This window comes from Kaistella pullorum (assembly GCF_014837035.1).
GTDB classification, from domain to species: Bacteria; Bacteroidota; Bacteroidia; order Flavobacteriales; family Weeksellaceae; genus Kaistella; species Kaistella rhinocerotis.
Map to the genome: position 1 here is coordinate 137,396 of NZ_JACSPS010000003.1, position 20,229 is coordinate 157,624.

The 20,229-nt window shown below is 42.0% G+C and carries 16 protein-coding genes; 4 read left to right on the forward strand and 12 right to left on the reverse strand.

Annotated elements, in window-relative coordinates; translation table 11 throughout:
• Positions 1-8 precede the first annotated feature (8 nt).
• From H9628_RS09200 to H9628_RS09245, 10 genes are all read right to left on the reverse strand, one after another.
• Positions 9-2,756: a PAS domain-containing hybrid sensor histidine kinase/response regulator gene (locus H9628_RS09200; RefSeq protein WP_251833854.1), complete on the reverse strand. Its 2,748-nt coding sequence runs from the start codon at positions 2,754-2,756 to the stop codon at positions 9-11.
• A gap of 28 nt (positions 2,757-2,784) precedes the next feature.
• The gene (locus tag H9628_RS09205) at positions 2,785-4,206 is read right to left on the reverse strand and encodes a hypothetical protein (protein ID WP_251833855.1); all 1,422 of its coding nucleotides are present in this window, start codon (positions 4,204-4,206) and stop codon (positions 2,785-2,787) included.
• Between the two features lie 19 nt (positions 4,207-4,225).
• Positions 4,226-7,027: a hypothetical protein gene (locus tag H9628_RS09210; protein ID WP_251833856.1), complete on the reverse strand. Its 2,802-nt coding sequence runs from the start codon at positions 7,025-7,027 to the stop codon at positions 4,226-4,228.
• An 8-nt stretch (positions 7,028-7,035) separates the two neighbouring features.
• Entirely contained in the window at positions 7,036-7,836 is an 801-nt protein-coding gene (locus H9628_RS09215; protein WP_251833857.1) for a WxL protein peptidoglycan domain-containing protein, read from the reverse strand.
• Positions 7,837-8,122: 286 nt separating this feature from the next.
• Positions 8,123-8,671: a peptidoglycan-binding protein LysM gene (locus H9628_RS09220; protein ID WP_251833858.1), complete on the reverse strand. Its 549-nt coding sequence runs from the start codon at positions 8,669-8,671 to the stop codon at positions 8,123-8,125.
• 202 nt (positions 8,672-8,873) lie between these two features.
• Positions 8,874-9,422 carry a peptidoglycan-binding protein LysM gene (locus H9628_RS09225; RefSeq protein ID WP_251833859.1) on the reverse strand — a complete coding sequence of 183 codons (549 nt, stop codon included), beginning with the start codon at positions 9,420-9,422 and terminating at the stop codon, positions 8,874-8,876.
• Between the two features lie 194 nt (positions 9,423-9,616).
• Entirely contained in the window at positions 9,617-10,159 is a 543-nt protein-coding gene (locus tag H9628_RS09230) for a peptidoglycan-binding protein LysM (RefSeq protein WP_251833860.1), read from the reverse strand.
• Between the two features lie 455 nt (positions 10,160-10,614).
• The gene (locus H9628_RS09235) at positions 10,615-12,270 is read right to left on the reverse strand and encodes a ribonucleoside-diphosphate reductase subunit alpha (protein ID WP_251833861.1); all 1,656 of its coding nucleotides are present in this window, start codon (positions 12,268-12,270) and stop codon (positions 10,615-10,617) included.
• Between the two features lie 238 nt (positions 12,271-12,508).
• Entirely contained in the window at positions 12,509-12,709 is a 201-nt protein-coding gene (locus H9628_RS09240) for a hypothetical protein (protein WP_251833862.1), read from the reverse strand.
• Positions 12,710-12,725: 16 nt separating this feature from the next.
• The gene (locus H9628_RS09245) at positions 12,726-13,700 is read right to left on the reverse strand and encodes a ribonucleotide-diphosphate reductase subunit beta (RefSeq protein ID WP_251833863.1); all 975 of its coding nucleotides are present in this window, start codon (positions 13,698-13,700) and stop codon (positions 12,726-12,728) included.
• Positions 13,701-14,117: 417 nt separating this feature from the next.
• Here H9628_RS09245 and H9628_RS09250 point away from each other — a divergent pair, with 417 nt between their 5' ends.
• The 4 genes from H9628_RS09250 to H9628_RS09265 all read left to right on the forward strand — a co-directional run bounded on the left by H9628_RS09250 (position 14,118) and on the right by H9628_RS09265 (position 18,916).
• The gene (locus H9628_RS09250; RefSeq protein ID WP_251833864.1) at positions 14,118-14,810 is read left to right on the forward strand and encodes an ABC transporter ATP-binding protein; all 693 of its coding nucleotides are present in this window, start codon (positions 14,118-14,120) and stop codon (positions 14,808-14,810) included.
• Positions 14,811-14,883: 73 nt separating this feature from the next.
• Positions 14,884-16,113, forward strand: coding sequence for an ABC transporter permease (locus H9628_RS09255; RefSeq protein ID WP_251833865.1), 1,230 nt, complete (start codon positions 14,884-14,886; stop codon positions 16,111-16,113).
• A 66-nt stretch (positions 16,114-16,179) separates the two neighbouring features.
• A complete protein-coding gene (locus H9628_RS09260) occupies positions 16,180-17,457 on the forward strand; it encodes an ABC transporter permease (RefSeq protein ID WP_251833866.1) in 1,278 nt (425 codons plus the stop codon).
• 262 nt (positions 17,458-17,719) lie between these two features.
• Positions 17,720-18,916, forward strand: coding sequence for an efflux RND transporter periplasmic adaptor subunit (locus H9628_RS09265; protein ID WP_251833867.1), 1,197 nt, complete (start codon positions 17,720-17,722; stop codon positions 18,914-18,916).
• A 14-nt stretch (positions 18,917-18,930) separates the two neighbouring features.
• Here the strand turns inward: H9628_RS09265 and H9628_RS09270 are convergent, their stop codons facing one another.
• Together H9628_RS09270 and H9628_RS09275 are read right to left on the reverse strand one after the other, a co-directional pair.
• Positions 18,931-19,536, reverse strand: a complete 606-nt coding sequence (locus H9628_RS09270; RefSeq protein WP_251833868.1) for a hypothetical protein — start codon at positions 19,534-19,536, stop codon at positions 18,931-18,933.
• 40 nt (positions 19,537-19,576) lie between these two features.
• The gene (locus tag H9628_RS09275; protein WP_251833869.1) at positions 19,577-20,227 is read right to left on the reverse strand and encodes an HD domain-containing protein; all 651 of its coding nucleotides are present in this window, start codon (positions 20,225-20,227) and stop codon (positions 19,577-19,579) included.
• Between the last annotated feature and the right edge of the window lie 2 nt (positions 20,228-20,229).

A 20,229-nucleotide genomic window follows, 5' to 3' on the forward strand; every position in this document is an offset into this window, starting at 1 on the left:
AAGCATAATTATGATTTGCCTTTATCCATTTCTTTGCCAAAATATTTTCTGATCATGTCTGAAAGTGTCTGTTTTAGTAAGGGCTTGGTTAGAAAATCTGACATTCCGGCCTGTAGGCACTTTTCTTTTTCACCCGGAAGACTTCCTGCGGTGAGCGCGATAATCGGGATCTCAATATCCTTTTCAATGGTTCTGATTTTCTTAGTGGCTTCAATTCCATTGAGGTTTGGCATTTGGATATCCATCAGAATAAGATCCGGACTTTCCTTCTGGTACTGCTCGATCGCTTCATTTCCATCTTTTGCATCGATGATTAAAGCGTGGGGCAGAATATCGCTTAAATAGGTTTTGGTCAGAAGAAGATTGATCGCATTATCTTCCGCGATCAGGATTTTTAATTCATTACTGCTTACTTCACTGGCGACATTTTTTATCTGCTCCGGTTTTTTCTTTTCAGAATTCTTTAATGTAGACAGAACCTGATACATCTGTTTCATCCGGATTGGCTTCACAAGCCTGTTTTCTATCTCCAGCTCGTCACATGCATCCTGCAGATTACCGTCGTCAGACGAACTGTACAGCACGATATACGGTGCTACATGGGACGGATCAGGCGTAATATCCTTCATTTTTCTGATGGTTTCAATTCCATCCATAACCGGCATGTGATAATCCATAATAATCACATCGAATTCGGACTTATCCATTATTAAAAGCAAGGCTTTCAGGCCGCTGTCGCATTCCACTACTTCGATGTTCTTCCGTTCGAGCATCCTCTTGAGGATTTTACGGTTATTATCATTATCGTCTACAATCAGCACACGCTTGATATCGGTTAAGCTCAGGTCATACTCTTCTTCTACGGTATCGAACTCAATATCAAAGAAAAAATCGCTGCCTTTCCCCTGCTCGCTTTCTAACTGCAGAACACTGCCGGCAAGTTCTAAGATCTGATTCGAAATCGTGAGGCCAAGCCCCGTTCCGCCATATTTTTTAGTAATACTGCCGTCTTCCTGTGAAAAGGCGCTGAAGATAACCGCTTGTTTTTCTTTGTTTATTCCAACACCGGTATCGCGCACTCCGAAGCGGAATTTCTTTTTTCCTTCGGCTAAATCAGCCAGTACTTTCACATATAATACAATCTCACCTTCCTCGGTAAATTTTAGCGCATTGCTCAGAAGGTTGACGAAAACCTGCTTTAGGCGCATTTCATCGGTCCAGACATATCTCGGAATGTTTTCGTCAATATCGATGAGCATTTCGAGCCGTTTTTTAGTGTTACTGTAGGCAACAATATTGAAGGCTTCTGAAACGAGTTCTTCTATTTCTACTTTATCGAGGTTGAGCTTAAGTTTTTGCTTTTCTAATTTTGAAAAATCCAAAATATCATTGATGATGCTGTACAACGACACGCCGGACTGGTTGATAATGTCGAGATACTGCCTCTGTGTATCGTCCAGATTGGTTTCCAGAAGGAGTTCTGTAAAGCCGATAATTCCATTTAAAGGCGTTCTGATCTCATGACTCATGTTGGCCACAAACTCAGATTTCAATTGATAGGCTTTTTCGGCTAATTCTTTTGCAGCAACAATTTCATCCTCCATTTTTTTTCTTTCGGTGATATCCACAGCATTGGCAATGACCTGTACCTTACCGTCTACATCTTCGTCTATCGCACTCATAAAGTGCCAAACCGCTTTTTCTCCGTTTTTTTTGCGTACCGTCATTTCACCAGAGGCATGGCCCGAAGTTTTGATCTGGGTCAGGTACGCTTTTACATTTTGATGTTTTTCCGGAATGACGAGATCGTAAAGGTTGAGGTGCTTCAATTCTTCTTTTACATAACCGGAAGCCTTAATACCGGCTTCATTTACATCCAGAATATATCCTTCGTCATCATGTATACTGATTATTCCCTGGTTTTTTTCGAAAGGATCACGGTATTTCTGTTCATTTCTTTCGAGTAATTTTTGTTTGGTGGTAAATTCTGTAACGTCCCTTCCGATGGTGTACACCAGGCCGGACTGCGGTTCAGGAGTACACGTCCATTCTATCCATCTCACCGCACCGGATTTTATGATGTATCTGTTGGTGAAATTGACTACAGAATTACCCTGTGCCAGTACTTCCATTGCCTGCGTGGTGCTTTGCCTGTCTTCCGGATGAACAAATTCGATAAAAACTCTGCTCATAAACTGATCGTCGCTCCATCCAAGCATTTTCGAAAAGGTAGGATTTAATTTTACGAATTTACCGTCCAAAGAAAAAACACCTAGTAAGTCATTTGAGGTTTCGAAAAGTGCATCATAACTGTTGAGCCGCTGTTCCTGTTCTTTATAAAAAAACCATTTTGAAGCCTGCCTCACAACCTTTTCAATGATCTGCTGAACTTCGTCATCAAAGTCTTTCACCTGCTTGGCAAATAAATTCAGATGACCGATCATATGGCCATCAAGACCCGAAATGGGATAACTTCTACGGAATTTAAGATCCGAATTTTCAGGCAGATAAACAGAATCGTCATCATTCATTTCAAAATGAGGATTGACGGGATAAATTCTGGTAACAGACGCCTCGGTAGAAGCAAGAATATAAACCTGCTCTTCTATGGTAATACTCAAACTGCAATGCTCCATGTTTGTCATTTTAGCGGCCGAAAAAACCAAAAACTCAAAAACATCGGCATATTTTTTCTCGAACGTATGTAATTTATCAGTCGCGGATTGGTCCGGATTAGTAGAATTGAGGTTGTCCATAAGGAGAAGATATTGTTAGGAAGTGTACTTAAATTGCTGTAAAACTGTAGTAGACATTGACAGAGTAAGTGCTGCTTTCCTTCCCGACCAAAGTTTGAGCACCTGCGGGTGGAATGGTGTATCTAACATTGAGTTCGCGGTCCAATACCGGGGTTCCGTTCGTGAGTATTTTTTGCGGGGTTTTGGATAGGGGCACGTTTGCAGAACTTCCCTCCAGCCCAATCTGTAAAATATTGGAGTTAATGGCGGTCTGAACGCCGCCTTTTTTAAAGTAATTTTCGTCTGACTTTACGTAGAGTTCGAAACTCTCATTGTTGGACAATTTGATTTGTTTTTGAATCGTCTGCGACTGCCCATTGGCGTAATGGGCAGCGGTATTAAAGTTGAAATTTACATTTTGTCCGGAACTTGGGATGGTGATCTCAGACCGCGGGAGCACTTTCAACTGCACAGCCGTATTTTGAAGGCTGTTTATTGAATTATCTGTACTTCTTGCACTAAGGTTCAGTTCAAAAGTATAGGTTCCGGCCTCAAAAAATTGAGTTTTAAAATCTTCTGCAGAAACATAAAGTTCCGGCATGAAGCTGTTTCTGTTTCCCGGAATCACACCGAAACTGGCAGCGGAAAAATTCTGAAAAGTGGACGATAAGGCTTTCGTTGTAAGTGCCGATCCGTTACTGCCCAGTTTAATGCTGGCTATATTTCTGGTTCCCTGGGTTCCTTTGGAGGAAATGAACTGAATATGGTTCGCTGCAGCTTTCGCCCATACATTAAAATCAACCGTATGACCGATTTCGGCATTACCCAAATTACCCAAAACCCGCGTGCCGGTAATCCGGTAGTCATTCAGCGAGGAGATTTCAATATATTTTGTAGGAGTTGTCGTTAACCACCTGACGGATGCCGGTACAACTAAAACAGTTCTGAAATTACGCGGCGTAAAATCATAGTTCTGAGTGATATTCATGGAGTAATTGCCCGCCTGAAAAGCGTTCGCAGCAAACTGAGCTGCAGGAATCTTGAACGTGAAATTAATATTTCCGCGGTTAAATCCGCCGCCGAGTACCGATGAAGGCGGCTCAAACCATCTTACCGCCCCTGTGCTAAAGGACTGAAACCCCGGTAAATAACCCAAATATCCGGTAGATGGCATTTGCCCGCCCATACTTTCCAGCTGCCAAAGAAGAACAGTAGTGGGTAAGGTCAATGAGGAAGATGACTGAACAAAATTTGCACCTGACGTGGAGGTAAATGTAGGACTTACGGGACCTAATCCAAAAAAAGCATAATCCCAGTTCGTTCTGTTGGTGTACATTACCGTTGTGGGCAATGAAGTAAATTCAGACCTGTTAAAAATATTATCCTCAGGAATTGACAGGTATACATCCTGCGCTTTCACCGTCACTGAACCTACGCAAACGGCAAAAATCCCTGATAAAAAAAGCCTCATCGTTTTCACACTTCTAAATTTAAAACTTTTTCACCTTTATGGTGGTGTTTTTCTTCTTATATTCAAAAACTAAAACTTCTGAATATCCCTCTTTCGTTACCTGAACGGTTTGGCCTGGCTGTGTGTAGCTGTACTTGTCGTTTTCAATATAAATCGTGTATCTACCGTCTTTCAGGAAGAATTCAAACTCATTACTCTGATTAACAACAGCAGTATAAATTTTGCCGTCTTCGCCTCTTGCGTACACCACGATACCGGTCACATCTGTTTCCAAAACATCGTAAGCCTGCTTGATTTCAATTAATTTTCCACTCACTCTGATGTTTTTTACCATTCCTACTTTGCGGTTGATATTGCTGTTCACGGTAATTACAGGATCCATCATCAGCCGCGCGCCAGCACTTTCGCTCACTTTCAGCGTATACACGCCTTCGGGTACATTCTGGAAAACGACTTTCCCGTTTTTGTCGGTCATCGCAACGAAGCTGTCAAGTTTCACGATTTCATTTGCAAGCACTTTCTCGCCGGTTTCAAGCTGTCCGTTTGAGTTTTTGTCTTCAAATAACTGGAAGCTCACTTTGTGATTCCCAAGCGCGGTAGCTGCTGCAAAATATTTTTTAATGCCCACCCGGAATTGATAATAGCCGCTACTGGCAGCGTATGCTGCAGTAGTTTTATAACCTGAAATATTAAAATAACCCGTGGAAGACCAGGATGGTGAAATTTTATACTCAATATTTCCGGATATATTGCTGTTCAGGTTTTTATAAAGTTCAGAATAGGATGCTCCCGCCGATAATGACCCCGTCAGACTGTTGTTGGGAGTCTGGAAATTGTACGAAGCAAAAAGATTGTAATTGGCAAAATTTCGGTCAACATCGTAGTAAGAATTCAGATCAAAAACATTGTTGGCATTCCATTGGGCTGTGCCGTTCAGCGAGAAAGATTTATACCGGTAACTTAGGGTAGTCCTCAAACTGTTGAACCACTCTTCCTTATTATTTTCTTTTGAATAAGAATATTCAGCCATCAGGTTTAAGCCGTGCGCACCCAATGTTGTACCGATATTTGTTTCGAAACGGTATGAAAAAAGCTCGTGCGAGTTGTAAAAATTTGCAGTTTTCTGTCTTTCAACTTTTGGTGCAAAAAAGAAATTCCACTTATTCGCAGAAAACTGATAACCTGATGACAATGCTTCTGTACTGTTGAAATAGTAACGAAGATCCGCTGCACCCGCTTCGGCAGGCGCATTCTGAAAACTCAGGAATTCCGGAATCACTTCTGAATTCTGATACTGAATAAATGCCCGCTGCGTTGCCGAAAACTGATAGCCAATTCTTTGATTTGAAAAAAAAGACCCACGTTTGATGCCCGCATAACTTTTGGTTGAAAATGAATTCAATGACTGGAAATGCCATTTCCCGATTTTCCCATCGTAATTTGCAGCAAGTAAAACACCGGCATTTTCGTCAAGATTTGCAAGGCCTTTTTCGTGGCTAAAGCCAACTTCTGCGCTTATGGTGTGTTTCTCATTAATGATAATTGAGGATGTCGCGTTCGCAACCTGAGTGTCTACATTAAAACGCGGATCGTGATCATATAAATAAGACACTTTCCCGATGAAAGATTTACCGTTCCCAAAACCATATTTTGCACCGATAAGTTTGGAACCTTCAGCCTGCTGAAAATAAGTACCGAAAAGATTAAAATTATTTTCTAACGCAAGAATTTCAAATTGATTTTTTTCGCCGAACTGTCTCGAAACTTTCGCGCCTCTTCCGAAAACCGGATAATCGTAATCACTGCTGTTGATATTTCCAAGGCGCAAAGCTGTATTTCTTCCTTCCAGTTCAAGCCAGGTATCATAAATGTTGTAGCGCCCGTCTTCAAGATAATAATCTGCGCCGAGATTGAAGCGTGATGTTAAATTTTCGTTTACACGAAAGGTGGAGTTTCCTCTCAGCTGCGCAAAATTAAAACCAGAACTGTTTGCGTTATAGGCAAGTTCAGCAAAATTGCTTTCCGTCGTCGATTCATAGCCACGTGCAACCTGTCTGTTGTTCGATAAAATAACCAGATGAAGCGTGTTGCTACCCACAATTTCATTATTGAATACATCTGTGGCACTTGCGGTTATATTAAATTCGGGGAAAAGCGTATTCTGCTTTCTTACGAGAATTCTGATCTCTACGGACTGTTTTTCTAAACCGGCCAGCGTGAGGGTTTGCTGTCTGGGCATCATTTCCAAACCATCAGGAATCGACTGCAGATCAATTTTTACTGTTTTTTTATTGTAACCTTGATTTTCTACCCATAAGACAATTGAAGATTCAGGCGCGGAAGGATTAATAAAGTTCTCATAAGACGCCGTGTAAATCGCGATGTTATTGTTTTCCTCCCTTTTGACGAAAAAAGACGCACTTTCAGTTTTTGAAGCAGGTGAGCTGGTGTAAGAAACATTAAATTTAATCTCGTTAGATTTCAGTTTCATGAAATCAAGATTAGCGATCAGTTTTACAGGAAGTTTTTTGGATGCGCCTGCGCCCAGGGAAAATTCATCTTTAGAATAATAAAGTAACCCCGGATATTTCTCCTGAGGCGTGATATTCTGAATGGTAATCTCCGCAGAACCTTTGTTTTCAATTACCAGAAAATTGGTAAAAGTTGAACCTTTTTCTACCGCAACACTTTCATTTTCAAAATATACCGCGATATCCTTGCTCTCCTGCGCATAGGAAAACGAAAGTTGCAGAAAAACCACTGCCAAAAGCAGTAATGTTCTTCGCAGGATGGATATCGATATGCTATTTTGTGCTGCCAAACTGAATATTAAAATTTAAAGTTCTTTTCGCCTACGCGCAAATCATTGGAGCCGGCCATTTTTACGATAGCCACGCCGAGGAAGTTTCCTGAAATATTTTCAGGCAATGTAAACTGAACGACCTGATTGGTCTGCGGAAGCATGGAAACCGAAACTGCCGGCAGCTTAATCTCTTTTCCGCTGTCTGTATTCGTCAGTTCGAATTCTACGGTAGCATCGTTGATGGTATTGCCGTCATTATGGATGCTTATTGCCACTTTTCGCTCTGGTACTCCAGGATTAGAAACTTCGGCAATGTTGGTGATATCAAGACTTTTCACATTGTTTCCCGGCGGTGTGTAGAAAACGTGAAGACCCACCTCGAATAAAGTAATGATACCAATCCCGTTCTGAACGTTTGCCTTATCTGCCTGCTGCGGAAGTTGCGTAAAAAACAACATGCTGTTCGTAACGTCCGATTTTGATGCGTTAGTCGGAATTTGCATTGTAACTACAATCTCTTTTGTGCTTTTGGCCGGAACTGTTACCGTATTTTCCAGTGTAGAAAGCGACGCAGCGTTTGAGATTTTAGAAGTTCCGGCATCAGAATAAATTTTGTTTCCGTCGTCTTCCCTTACCCAGTCTTTATAATTAAGATTAAAAACATAATCTTTATCAGAACTGTTGTGAAGTGTTACAGTCTGCGTCACTTTCTCGCCCGGATTACCTGTGAAAAACAAGCGTGTAGGCGACATAGAAATACTTTGTGCCAGCAATGAGGAAGCTCCTGTGAGGATGAGAAAAATGAAAATGTGAAAAAACTTGCGCATAATGTGATTTTAAAAAAAAATAAAAGATTTCCGAAACTACTGAAAACGAAACTAACGAACCTTTTTAAACTGATAAAAATTCTGTAAAATGTGTTTCAGAGTTCGCTTTAATTGGCTTTTTCTGTTTTGCCGTCTCTTTTAACACTGCAAATTTACAGCGGACGCTGCATTTTGTGTGTAGTTCTTAAACGAAGTCTTTGTAGTAAAATAACTACACGTCCCGTTTAAAAGAAAACCCTCAACATTTTCAGATGCTGAGGGTTGGGTATATTAAGATGTGTTTTTATTAAAGAGCAGTAGCAGTGTATGTTACTGTTTGAGTATAAGTTCCGGCTGGTTTACCAAGGATTTTTGAAGAAGATGATTCACTTGCAGGAATTGTATAATCAAGGTTCAATGTAAGTGCGCTACCAAGCGGAGCATTTGTAACTAAATTCTGATCTTCCGCAGATAAAACAACGGGGCTTTTTGTACCGCCCATAGTTCCTGCATCTGCTGCAGCCTTGATCGTAAGTACATTCACAGGAATAAGATTCGTTCCGTTCGCAAAATTCAAACCACCGGCTTTTACCTTTACGTTAAAGTTTTTTGTGGATGTAACTTTCAGCGCGCTGAGCTGTGCTACAGACTTAGTTGAATTGTAATCTGCAGCAGAAGAATAGTTGAAACCGATTGTTCCACCACCAGCAATACTTCCTGCATCAATTGAGATTACGTCGTTAAGCGTAATGTTAACAGTTGTGGTAGCTGTGGTTTTTTCCTGAGCCTGAGCTGTAAAAGTTCCTAGTACAATTGCTCCGAAAGTTAATGCTGCGATTGTCAGTGAATTTTTCATAAAGATTTTTATTATTTATTAATTATTTTGTTGTCTTTTAACACTGCAAATTTACCACGGCACCAAAGGTTTCTCTGTAGTGCAAAATGGAAGTTGATGTAGTAAAAAAACTACAGTATTCACAGCGTACTTATTTAGAAAATAAAAACCCTCAGCATTCAATAATGCTGAGGGCGGGGTATATATATAAAAGATGTGTTTCTTAAAGAGCAGTAGCAGTGTATGTTACTGTCTGTGTATACGTTCCCGCTGGCTTACCCAGGATATCAGGTGAAGAAGATTTTGCTGCCGGGATGGTGTAATCAAGGTTTAATACCAAAGCACTTCCCAGTGGAGCATTTGTAACTAAATTTTGATCTTCCGCAGATAAAATAACGGTATTTTTCGTACCACCCATAGTTCCTGAAGCTGCCGCAGCTTTGATCGTCAGTACATTAACAGGAATAAGATTCGTACCGTTCACGAAATTCAAACCACCGGCTTTTACTTTTACGTTAAAGTTTTTTGTGGATGTTACTTTCAGCGCGCTTGCCTGCGCTACAGTCTGTGCAGAATTATAATCTGCGGCAGAAGCATAGTTGAAACCGATTGTTCCGCCACCTGCAGTACTTCCTGTATCGATTGAGATTACGTCATTAAGGGTGATGTTTACAGTTGTAGTAGCTGTGTTTTTTTCCTGCGCCTGAGCTGTGAAAGTTCCTAGTACAATTGCTCCGAAAGTTAATGCTGCGATTGTCAGTGAATTTTTCATAATGATTATTATTTGTATTATTTATTTATTTATTTATTTTGTTTCCTTTTAACACTGCAAATTTACAGCGGCCCCAAGAGCTTACTTGTAGTGCAAAATGGAACTTGATGTAGTAAAAAAACTACACGGACCGCTGAATAAAAAAAACCCTCAGCATCACTGTGCTGAGGGTTTAATTTTTTTTCGGCGTTATACTATAATGCAGTCGCGGTATAAGTTACTTTCTGGATGTATGTACCTTTGGGTTTTCCCAATAGTATCTGTGAAGCTTTTTCTGCGGAGATTGAGTAGTTGATATTTAAAGACTGCATTGATCCTAATGAAGCATTACTTACCAAAACCTGATCGATGGCGGATAGCGTAACTTCCTTCAGCGTTCCGGAAAGGTTGCCGCTGGGCGCTGCTTCTATCTTTAAAACATCTACAGGAATAAGGTTTGCGCCGCTGACGAAATTAGCGCCGTCGGATTTTACTTTAACGTCGAAATTTTTCGACGAAATGATTACCAAACTGTTTGGAACGGTCACATTTTTCGCAGAACTGTAATCACCGGGATTCGAATAACTAAAATCTACAGCTCCGCCTGATGCCACACTGCCTTCATCAATTGACAGAACGTCGGCCAAAACAATGTTTACAGTTGTGGTAGCCTGCTCAACACTTTGTGCCTGAACATGATGGACTCCAAAGAAGGCAGTCCCCAGAAACAGCGCAGCAATAACGGTTTGTCTATTCATAATCAGATTTTTTTGCAAGCTGTGCCGTTTTCTTTTTATATAATAATATTTTGAAGCTTGTAACTCAAAAATAATACTATTTTGGATATCACCAAATCATTTGTTTAAATTAATCTTTAGAAATCATAAGTGACAAATCCCTTGATTAATAATTGGTCCGTACCAGTGAACAGTGAAATCACGATATTCTGTTTAAAAATCATCACCCATAGGCACTAGCAAAAAACCATTAGAATCCACTATATTTGATTACATTTTACTTTATTTAAAAAAAAATTAAAAGTGAAGCAGAATTTCTGTAAATGATAAAACTTTATTCCTCAAAAATTACGTAGCGGAGACTGCAAGGTTTCTGCTCTTTTTTTTACACAGCGTGTTAAAGCATAGCCAGAAAAAAGCGTTGTCAGAAAATTCCGACAACGCTTAATTTATTTGAGATAATCAAAAGTGATGACCTACGCTTCACAACTCGAACAGGTCACAAAATTCACCATCATTTCTTTTGAAACGGACGAACTTCTTTGATAATATAAAGTCTTCACGCCTTTCTTCCAGGCTTCGATGTAAAGGTAATTCACATCTTTCACCGGCATTGTAGACGGAATCTGAAGATTCAGCGACTGTGCCTGATCGATATACTGCTGTCTCTGCGCGGCCTGAGAAATAATTTCCATTGGTGAAATCTCTCTGAAGGTTTTGAAAACTGCTTTTTCTTCGTCGGTAAGTTCTGCCAGATGCTGCACAGAACCGTGGTTCAACATAATCGTTCTCCACGTTTCCTCATTATCGATACCTTTTTCCTGAAGGAGTTTTGCCAAATATTTATTCTTGCGCATAAAGTTTCCTTTCGCCAGACCCGCTTTGTAATAATTCGAAGCAAAAGGTTCAATTCCCGGGGAAGTCTGCCCTAAAATGGCCGAACTGGAAGTAGTAGGTGCAATGGCCATCGTGGTCGTGTTGCGCATTCCGTAGCCTTTAAGCAACTCAGGTTCACCGTAGATGTTAGCGAGTTCCTGAGACGCGGCTAAAGACTGTTCTTTTATCTGTCTGAAAGCACGCGCGTTAAACTGTGTAGCTTCGAAACTTTCAAACGGAATCATATTTTTCTGAAGGTAGGAATGATATCCCAAAACGCCCAGACCAAGCGCACGGTGGCGCAGTGCAAAGTTTCTGGCACCCGTCAGATAGTAGTTTCCTTCCGTTTTTTCGATGAATTCTGAAAGTACCGCATCGAGGAAATAAATCGCGAGTTTCACGGCGTTGGTGTCTTTCCACTCGTCGTACAGTTCAAGGTTCATCGAAGACAGACAGCAGATAAACGACTCCTGCTCGGAAGAAGGCAGCATAATCTCAGAACAAAGGTTACTCGCGTTGATCGTCATACCCAGGTCTTTATAAACCTGCGGCTTGTTACGATTTACATTATCGGAAAACAGAATGTATGGCAAACCTTTCTGCTGGCGGCTTTCAAGTACGCGGGCCCAGATTTTACGTTTTTCAATATCGCCGTCAATCATATCCTGCATCCAGTAATCAGGCACGCAGATTCCTGTAAACAGGTTCTGTATCGGACTTCCAATATCCTTTATTGACAGAAATTCCTCAATATCGCCGTGATCAATATCCAGATACGCCGCGAAAGCTCCGCGGCGAACACCGCCCTGCGACACCACGTCCATCGCGGTATCGTAAAGTTTCATAAACGAAACTGCGCCCGATGATTTTCCGTTGTCGGTCACGGCTGTCCCGCGGTTTCTCAGCTCGCCGAAATAGCCCGAAGTTCCGCCACCGATCTTGGTCTGCATGATCACTTCACCCAGTTTATGCGTGATTCCTTCAATATTATCGGGAACATGAACGTTGAAACATGAGATCGGCAAACCGCGCTGCGTACCCATATTGGCCCACACAGGCGATGAAAAACTGATCCAGCCTTTGGTGATCATTTCCTCGAAAGCGGGCTGTAGCTCGGGCTTGTAGAGTCTTTTGGCTGCTGCGGTGGTAATCCTTTCTATGGCGCCTTTCACGGTTTCGCCTTTCAGCAGGTAGCCGCGGTTCAGCATTTGCTCAGACTCCTCGTTGAGCCACCAGATGTTTGTGTTTTCTTCCATTTTACTTAAGGTAATGGGTTAAAAAATTAGTAAGAAATGATGGTTTAGCAAGACCCAAAATGACTGCTATCAAAACAAATAATAAAATACATACTTGTTGTGAAATTGAAATTGAAAGGCCTTTTAAACCACCCCATTTCTCGATTTTAATTTTAACCATAGTATAATTGTTAAATTATGTCGAGATATATTAAGAAGCAGATTAGTTTTATCTCCTTCTTTCAAATTGGTTGTAAGTTTATTTCTGTGAAAAAAGCAATTCTTTTATTGTGTCGTAACTTTCTTCGACGCTAATAATATAATTTTCTGCAGTGGTCAGAGTTATTTGTGTAGAATTACCAGAATCATTAGTCTTGATTTTAATAATTTGTTTTGTATTAATTAAAACCTTCTTTCCACTTGTTTTGTAAGTCAATTCTATAAATCCATTTGTGCGCATTGGTGTCATATTTTAATTAAAACAAATCGTTCTCCGTAATACTCTTATCGTGTTTGGTATAATCTACCGGTCGTTTCGCGAAGAAATCGTCCATTGAATTGGCAAAAACCTCTTCCTCGAACCATACCATTGGTCGGTACTCGTCGGCCGAAACATTGTAACGTGTTCCCATCCCGATCTTTTTGAGGCTGTCGTCCACACGGTATTTCATGAAGTTGAGCAGATTTTCTTTTGAAACATTGTCAATTTCGCCCATCTCGAAAATCCAGTCGAGGATTTCAGCTTCGAGCTCAATTGAATGGTCAACAAGTGTGTAAATATCTTCAATATCCGAATCGGTGAGCAATTCCGGCTGTTCCTCACGGATCTTATTGATAAGGTAAATGCCCGCATTGGCGTGGATCTGCTCGTCAACAGAGGTCCAGGCGATGATGTTCGACACATTTTTCATGTATCCTTTAAAGCGCGTGAAAGAAAGGATGATCGCAAACTGCGAGAAAAGCGACACGTTTTCAATCAAAATGCTGAACAGCAAAAGCGACGAAACATATTCTTTCGGCGTGGTGGAATTGGCGTGTTTGAGGACATTTGAAAGGAAATCAATCCTTTTTTTGATCGCGGGAATTTCAACTACATGGTTGAACGCATCATTATAACCCAAGACTTCCAACAAACGCGAATAGGCTTCAGAATGGCGGAACTCACACTCTGCAAAGGTAGATCCCAAACCGTTGAGTTCCGGTTTCGGCAAATGGTTGTAAAGGTTTCCCCAAAACGTTTTCACCGAAACTTCAATCTGCGCGATCGCCAGCAGAGCGTTTTTCACTGCATTTTTCTCGTGAGGCTCCAGCTGCGACTGAAAATCCTGCACATCTGCGGTAAAATCTACCTCGGAATGAACCCAAAAAGATTTATTGATGGCTTCTACAAATTGCAGCACCTCCGGATATTCGAATGGTTTGTAGTTTACTCTTTTTTCAAAAATTCCCATAGCAAAGCGGATATATTTTACAAAATTAGGCTGCCAAAGGCAGTTAAAGGTTTGTTGTGATGGAGACCGGACGTGAGCAGATGTGAAATACACATTTCCGGCAGTTCACAAAAATAGAGATTTGGTTCACAGCAGAAAAGGTGCAATATTTAATGTATTGACAGTAAGCGATATAAGTTTTCCACAATCTGCGAATCCGTTAGCCATCGGCGTTTCCGGCGTTCGTGAAAAGCGGCAATTTTATAAAGACAATTTCTGCACTCAAATTTACATTTAGTCTTTAAAAATTCTGTCCTGACGTGCGAAATCTCACTGAGTAATGCGCAACTACGCGAATTCAATAACCATTCAATAAAACTGAGCTAAATTGTAACAAACACAAAATTTAATACACCAATCTTGAAAGATTTCTGCTGAATGTTACTAATTAAGGACTTACACAAATCATACGATACCGGCAAAAGTAAACTGCATGTGCTGAAAGGCATCAACCTGACCATCGGTGAAGGTGAATTTGTCTCCATCATGGGTAGCTCGGGCTCTGGAAAATCTACGCTGCTGAACATCATCGGTATCCTGGATGAAAAAGATTCGGGAACTTATGAACTGGACGGAATTCCGATCGAGGACCTTTCCGAAATAAAAGCCGCTGAATACCGCAGTCGGTTTCTCGGTTTTATCTTTCAGTCCTTTAATCTGATTGGCTACAAGACCGCCCTTGAAAATGTGGCGCTACCACTCTATTATCAGAACGTTTCGCGGAAAGAGCGCAACAAACTCGCCCTGGAATATCTTGCGAAAGTAGGTCTTGCCGAATGGGCAACACACCTGCCGAACGAACTTTCGGGTGGACAGAAGCAACGTGTCGCAATTGCGCGCGCACTGATCACGAATCCCAAAGTAATCCTGGCAGATGAACCTACCGGCGCGCTCGATTCTAAGACCACTTATGACATCATGAAGCTTCTGCAGGAGATAAACAGCGAAGGCAAAACCATCATCGTGGTAACGCATGAACCTGACGTTGCCGCACAGACAAAAAGAAATGTGATCCTGAAAGACGGTATCATAGAAAGTGACGAGATGATCGTGCAGCGCGTTTTGGCCTAAAAGTGATATTTTTAAATATAATAATTAACGGTAAGAAGTCTGCGGACTGCTAAACCAATGTTCCCCATAGAAAATGTTTGATCTAGACCGCTGGCAGGAAATATTCAGTTCGATCCGGAGTAACATCCTTCGGACGGTGCTTTCGGGCTTTACCGTAGCGCTTGGCCTATATATTTTCATCGTTTTATTCGGAATTGGTAAAGGCTTGCAGAATGCTTTTTCTGAAGGTTTCACGCGTGATGCCCAGAACCTAATCAGCATATCAACCGGAAAAACCACGATCGCGTATGACGGTCTACAGTCGGACCGTCAGGTTACACTTACCAATCAGGATTATGACGCGATCATCGATTCGGATCCCGAAAAAGTACAGTTTTCCACGCCGAGATATTCCACCAATCTAATGGTGAAATACGGCAAAGAAAGTGGCAATTACCAGATCAGCGGTGCGAACGAAGACGAAATAAGGATTGAAAACCGCAAGATTTTGAATGGCCGAACCATCTCACCCGGCGATGTAGACCGAAAAGCAAATGTAGCCGTGATCGGCCGTATGGTGCAAAGGGATTTGATTAAAGACGGCAACCCTGTCGGGAAAGATTTAATTATCAACGGTACTTTTTTCAAGGTGGTCGGAGTATTTTCTGACGATGGCGGCGACTGGGATGAGCGCATGATCAGCATCCCGATCACCACACTTCAGCAGATGAAAAAAGGATCGGACACTGTGAGCACCGTCTTTATCGCCTATAATGAAAATCTGACGCCCGAAGAAGCCATTAAATACGGTGATCAGATCAAAAAAGAACTTAAAGCCCAGAAAAATGTGTCGCCGGACGACGAAAATGCGGTGTATGTAAATAACCGCGCGGAAGGCCTGAAAGATTCATTTATGTTTCTGTTCGTTATTACGATGATTGTTGGTTTTATCGGTCTCGGAACTTTGCTCGCCGGAATCATCGGCATCAGCAATATCATGGTTTACATCGTGAAAGAAAGGACGCAGGAAATTGGAGTACGGAAAGCCATCGGGGCAAAACCAAAGAGCATAGTCGGGCTCATCATGCAGGAAAGTATGGTTATTACAGTAGTTTCAGGCCTTATCGGCGTGGGCCTTGGCGTTTTGACCTTAATGTTAGTCGGTGACAGTCTGGAGAAATATTTCATCAAAGACCCGAATGTGGGCTGGGGCCTGATACTCGCCGCATTTGTTTCGCTTGTACTTTCGGGTTTGATTGCGGGCTTTGTGCCGGCTTACCGTGCGAGTAGGATCAAACCAATCGAAGCATTAAGGGCAGAATAAAAGAATTTAAAAAAGAAAAATTCAGATAAAAAGAAACGGACTGATTTACCGCAAATCTAAGAACCAATGAACATCATCTTTAAAGCAGACACCTGGCAGGAGATTTACCATTCTTTGAGGAATAACAAGCTCCGCACTTTTCTCACCATGATCGGTGTTGGCTGGGGCATGTTCCTGTTCGTAAGTTTGCTGGGCGCGGCGAAAGGCATGGAAAACGGCTTCAACAAGCTCTTTTCAGGTTTTGCGACGAATTCAATCTTTATGTGGGCGCAGAATACGAGCATCCCGTACGAAGGTTTTCCGAAGGGACGGAAAACGGATCTGCATCTCTCTGATATTGACTTACTTGAAAAGAAAATTCCCGAAATCGATTATATCTCGCCCCAGAATGCCCGCGGAAATTTCGGTTCTCCGCCAGAGCAGATGTCTCGAAACGGCAAGACTGCTTCCTACACGCTGACAGGCGACTACCCAATCGGCAATAAAATCTCGGAGAAAAAACTCATTTTTGGGCGGTATATCAACGATGCTGATGTTTCAGCCAATAAAAATGTGGCTGTGATAGGCGAAGAGATTTACAAGAACTTTTTCGATGCGAAGAAAAACGAGAACCCGATTGGGAAATCTTTTAACATCAAAGGTATTTTCTTCAACGTCATCGGCGTCTTTCGTGTAAAGCAAAGCGGCGGTGGCGGCGGCATGAACAATGACAAAACCGTCTTTATTCCGCTTTCTACTTTTACCAAAATGTACAACGACGGTGATAAAGTAGGCTTTTTTGCAGTCGTAAGTAAACCCGATGCAGATTTGGCGAAAGTGGAAGAAAGCGCCAAGAACGTCTTAAAAGATAAATACAGAGTTTCACCTGAAGACACGAATGCGTACGGCAGTTTCAACCTGGGACGTGAATTTGGCAAACTGACCGGTTTTTTGACCGGAATGCAGCTTTTGACGATAATCGTGGGCACTTTGACGATTCTCGCGGGTGTCATCGCGATTTCAAACATCCTTTTGATCACCGTAAAAGAACGGACGAAGGAAATCGGGATCCGCCGTGCACTGGGCGCGAAGCCGGCAGAAGTCCGGAACCAGATTTTGCTTGAAAGCGTCGTGATAACGCTCTCCTCGGGATTGCTCGGATTCATCTTCGGGATATTACTGCTGATGATCGTGAGTTTCTTTACAAAAGACCAGGATTCGTTTCCATTCTATAACCCGACCGTCAATTACGGTGAGGTTTTCGCGGCAATGTCGGTGATGGTTTTGCTCGGTTTGATTATCGGAATGATTCCGGCGCAGCGGGCGGTGCGGATTCGGCCGATTGAGGCGCTGAGGTCTGAGTAGAGTTTGGGAGTTGGAGAGTTTTTGAGTGGTAAAGTGGATGAGTTGAAAGTATTTGAGTTTTTGATTAATGGTTGGTACTGATTTAAGATTTCTATGGGTGAACATTAAAACAAAAATGGAAAAATAGAAATCTTGAACAAATTGAACCACTTAAACAATTTGAACAAATTGAACGATTTGAACCTTTAAACAATTTGAACAATTATATTATTATTGAACATCTTGAACAATATTTAAATATTAAAAAAAATAAACTATTGATATGAAAAAGAAATTCACTTTAAAAAAAGGAATTTACATCTTCTTAGGTCTGCTGCTTGCGGTAGCGCTGTTTGCCGGAATTGGGTATCTGGTTAAATCAAATTCTGCGGAAAGCGAAACTTTCCTTACGAAGAAGCCGGAAGTACGCGATATGGATGATAAAGTAATGGCCACGGGCGAAATCGTGCCGCGTGAAGAGATTGAGATCAAACCAAACATGTCCGGCATCATCGACAAGATTCTGGTCGACGAAGGTGATCAGGTAACCGCCGGTCAGCTCATCGCTACCTTGCGCATTGTGCCAAGTGTGCAGAATGTAAATGCCGCACAACAGGAAATAAATAATGCCAATCTGCAGATCAGCAATGCACGCATGACGGTGAATAACCAGCAGCAGCAATTTGCGATGCAGCAGAAACTGTATGCGCAGGGCGTTATTTCAAAACAGGAATACATCACGGCGCAGCAACAGCTTGTAAGTACGCAGCAGCAGTTGAGAAACGCGCAGCAACAGTTGCAGACCGCGCAGAAAAGCCTTCAGATTGCCCGTACCGGTGCTACACCTGAACTGGCAGGCCTCGCCACCACCCAAATCCGCTCAAAAGCCAACGGTACCGTACTTGAAGTTCCGGTGAAAGTGGGGAGCCAGGTGATTGAAGCCAACTCCTTCAATGCCGGAACCACCATCGCCTCCATCGCTAATCTTAATTCATTGATCTTTCAGGGGACAATAGATGAAGCGCAGGCCGGAAAACTGAAAGAAGGCATGGAAATGAACGTGGTGATCGGCGCACTACAGAATAAATCTTTCCCGGGCCGCGTCACCATGATCGCGCCAAAAGGTAAAGACGAGAACGGAACCATTAAATTCCCTGTGGAAGGTGATGTTTTTAATAAAACCAACGAATACATCCGTGCAGGTTTTTCGGCCAACGGCGAAATCATCCTGAGTTCACAGAAGAATGCGTTGCTGCTCGATGAATCACTGATCCAGTACGAAAAAGTGAACGGCAAAGACAGCCCGTTTGTAGAAGTGAAACAGCCGGACGGCAAGTTTAAAAAAGTGAAAGTGAAGCTGGGCGCAAGCGACGGCATCAATGTTCAGATACTTTCGGGCATTACGAAAGACAGTGAAGTGAAAGTCTGGAACCCTTCGGACAAAGACAAGGAAGCACTGAAAGAAAAGAAAAACAAATAAAAAAAATCCCGATTTCATTCGGGATTTTTTTTTGACCTTCGTACCAGAAGTGTAAAATTAAGGAAAAGCAGAAGCAGGTCCAGCGTAATCCAAATGGCGGTTTTCATGTTCTGAAATTTCAGCGTCTCTACCAATTTAGCTGCCGCTGCAGAGAGACTAGGATTGTCGTTCGTGTAATTCTGTATTTCAACGATCTGGTCTTCGTTTTTATTTGGAATGGGATGCTGCGAGAAATAGACCATATTCTTCGGACCCAAAAAACCTGCCACCCAAAATTCATCAGAATTCTTCATGTCGAGATACTCAATGCGGTAAAACTCACTTCGGATGTCGCCGGGATGCAGTGTTTCAAAGGATTTGGAACCATCAATGCTATCGACCCTTACCACATAAAAGTCGAGCGGAAAAGGTAATTTATTGATGATTTGCACCGTTAGCGCATCTTCACGAAAATGCGGAAGACTACGGCTGATAAAATAGTAAGCAAAAACGCCCGTAGAAAACAAAACCACAAAAAGGCGGAACATCCGGCCCCAAAATCTCAGCCTTCCGGTCTTCAGAACCGTTGACATCAGCGCCGCAGAAAGCATTACGAATAAAAGAAGGAAGAGATAAACCATCCTGTAAAATTAAATTATAAATCTAAATTTTTGTGTATTCTTATTGGTCGACGCGCCATTCGCGGTAAAACTGCTGGAGAAAATTTTCCATGAAAACATGGCGCTCACTGGCGAGTTCCCTAGCCTTGGCGGTGTGCATCAAATCCTTTAGCAAAAGCAATTTTTCGTAAAAATGATTGATCGTCGTGCCCGAATTTTTCTTGTATTCGTCCTTAGACATATTCAGTTTGGGCGGAATATCGGGATGATACATTAAATTATTTTTAAAGCCTCCAAAATTAAACGTCCGCGCGATACCTATGGCGCCTATCGCATCAAGACGGTCCGCGTCCTGCACTATTTTCAGTTCGATCGGCAGATCCGCCGGGAGTTCGCCCCTGTTTTTGAACGAAATATTTTTAATGATAAATAATACCTTCTCAATTGTTGCAGGATCCACACCTTCTCTTTCCAAAAATTCAGATGAAATCTTTAAAGCCAATGTTTCGTCACCCGCGTGGAATTTTGGGTCAGCGATATCGTGCAGCAATGCTGAAAGCTCTACCACCAAAGTGTCGCAAACCTCGTGCTGTGCGATGATCTTTGTAATTTTCCAGACGCGTTCTACATGAAACCAATCATGTCCCGCTTCTGCCCCATCCAGTTTGTGCTTTACGAAATCACATGTCTTACTGATAAGCTGCTGCGCCATAA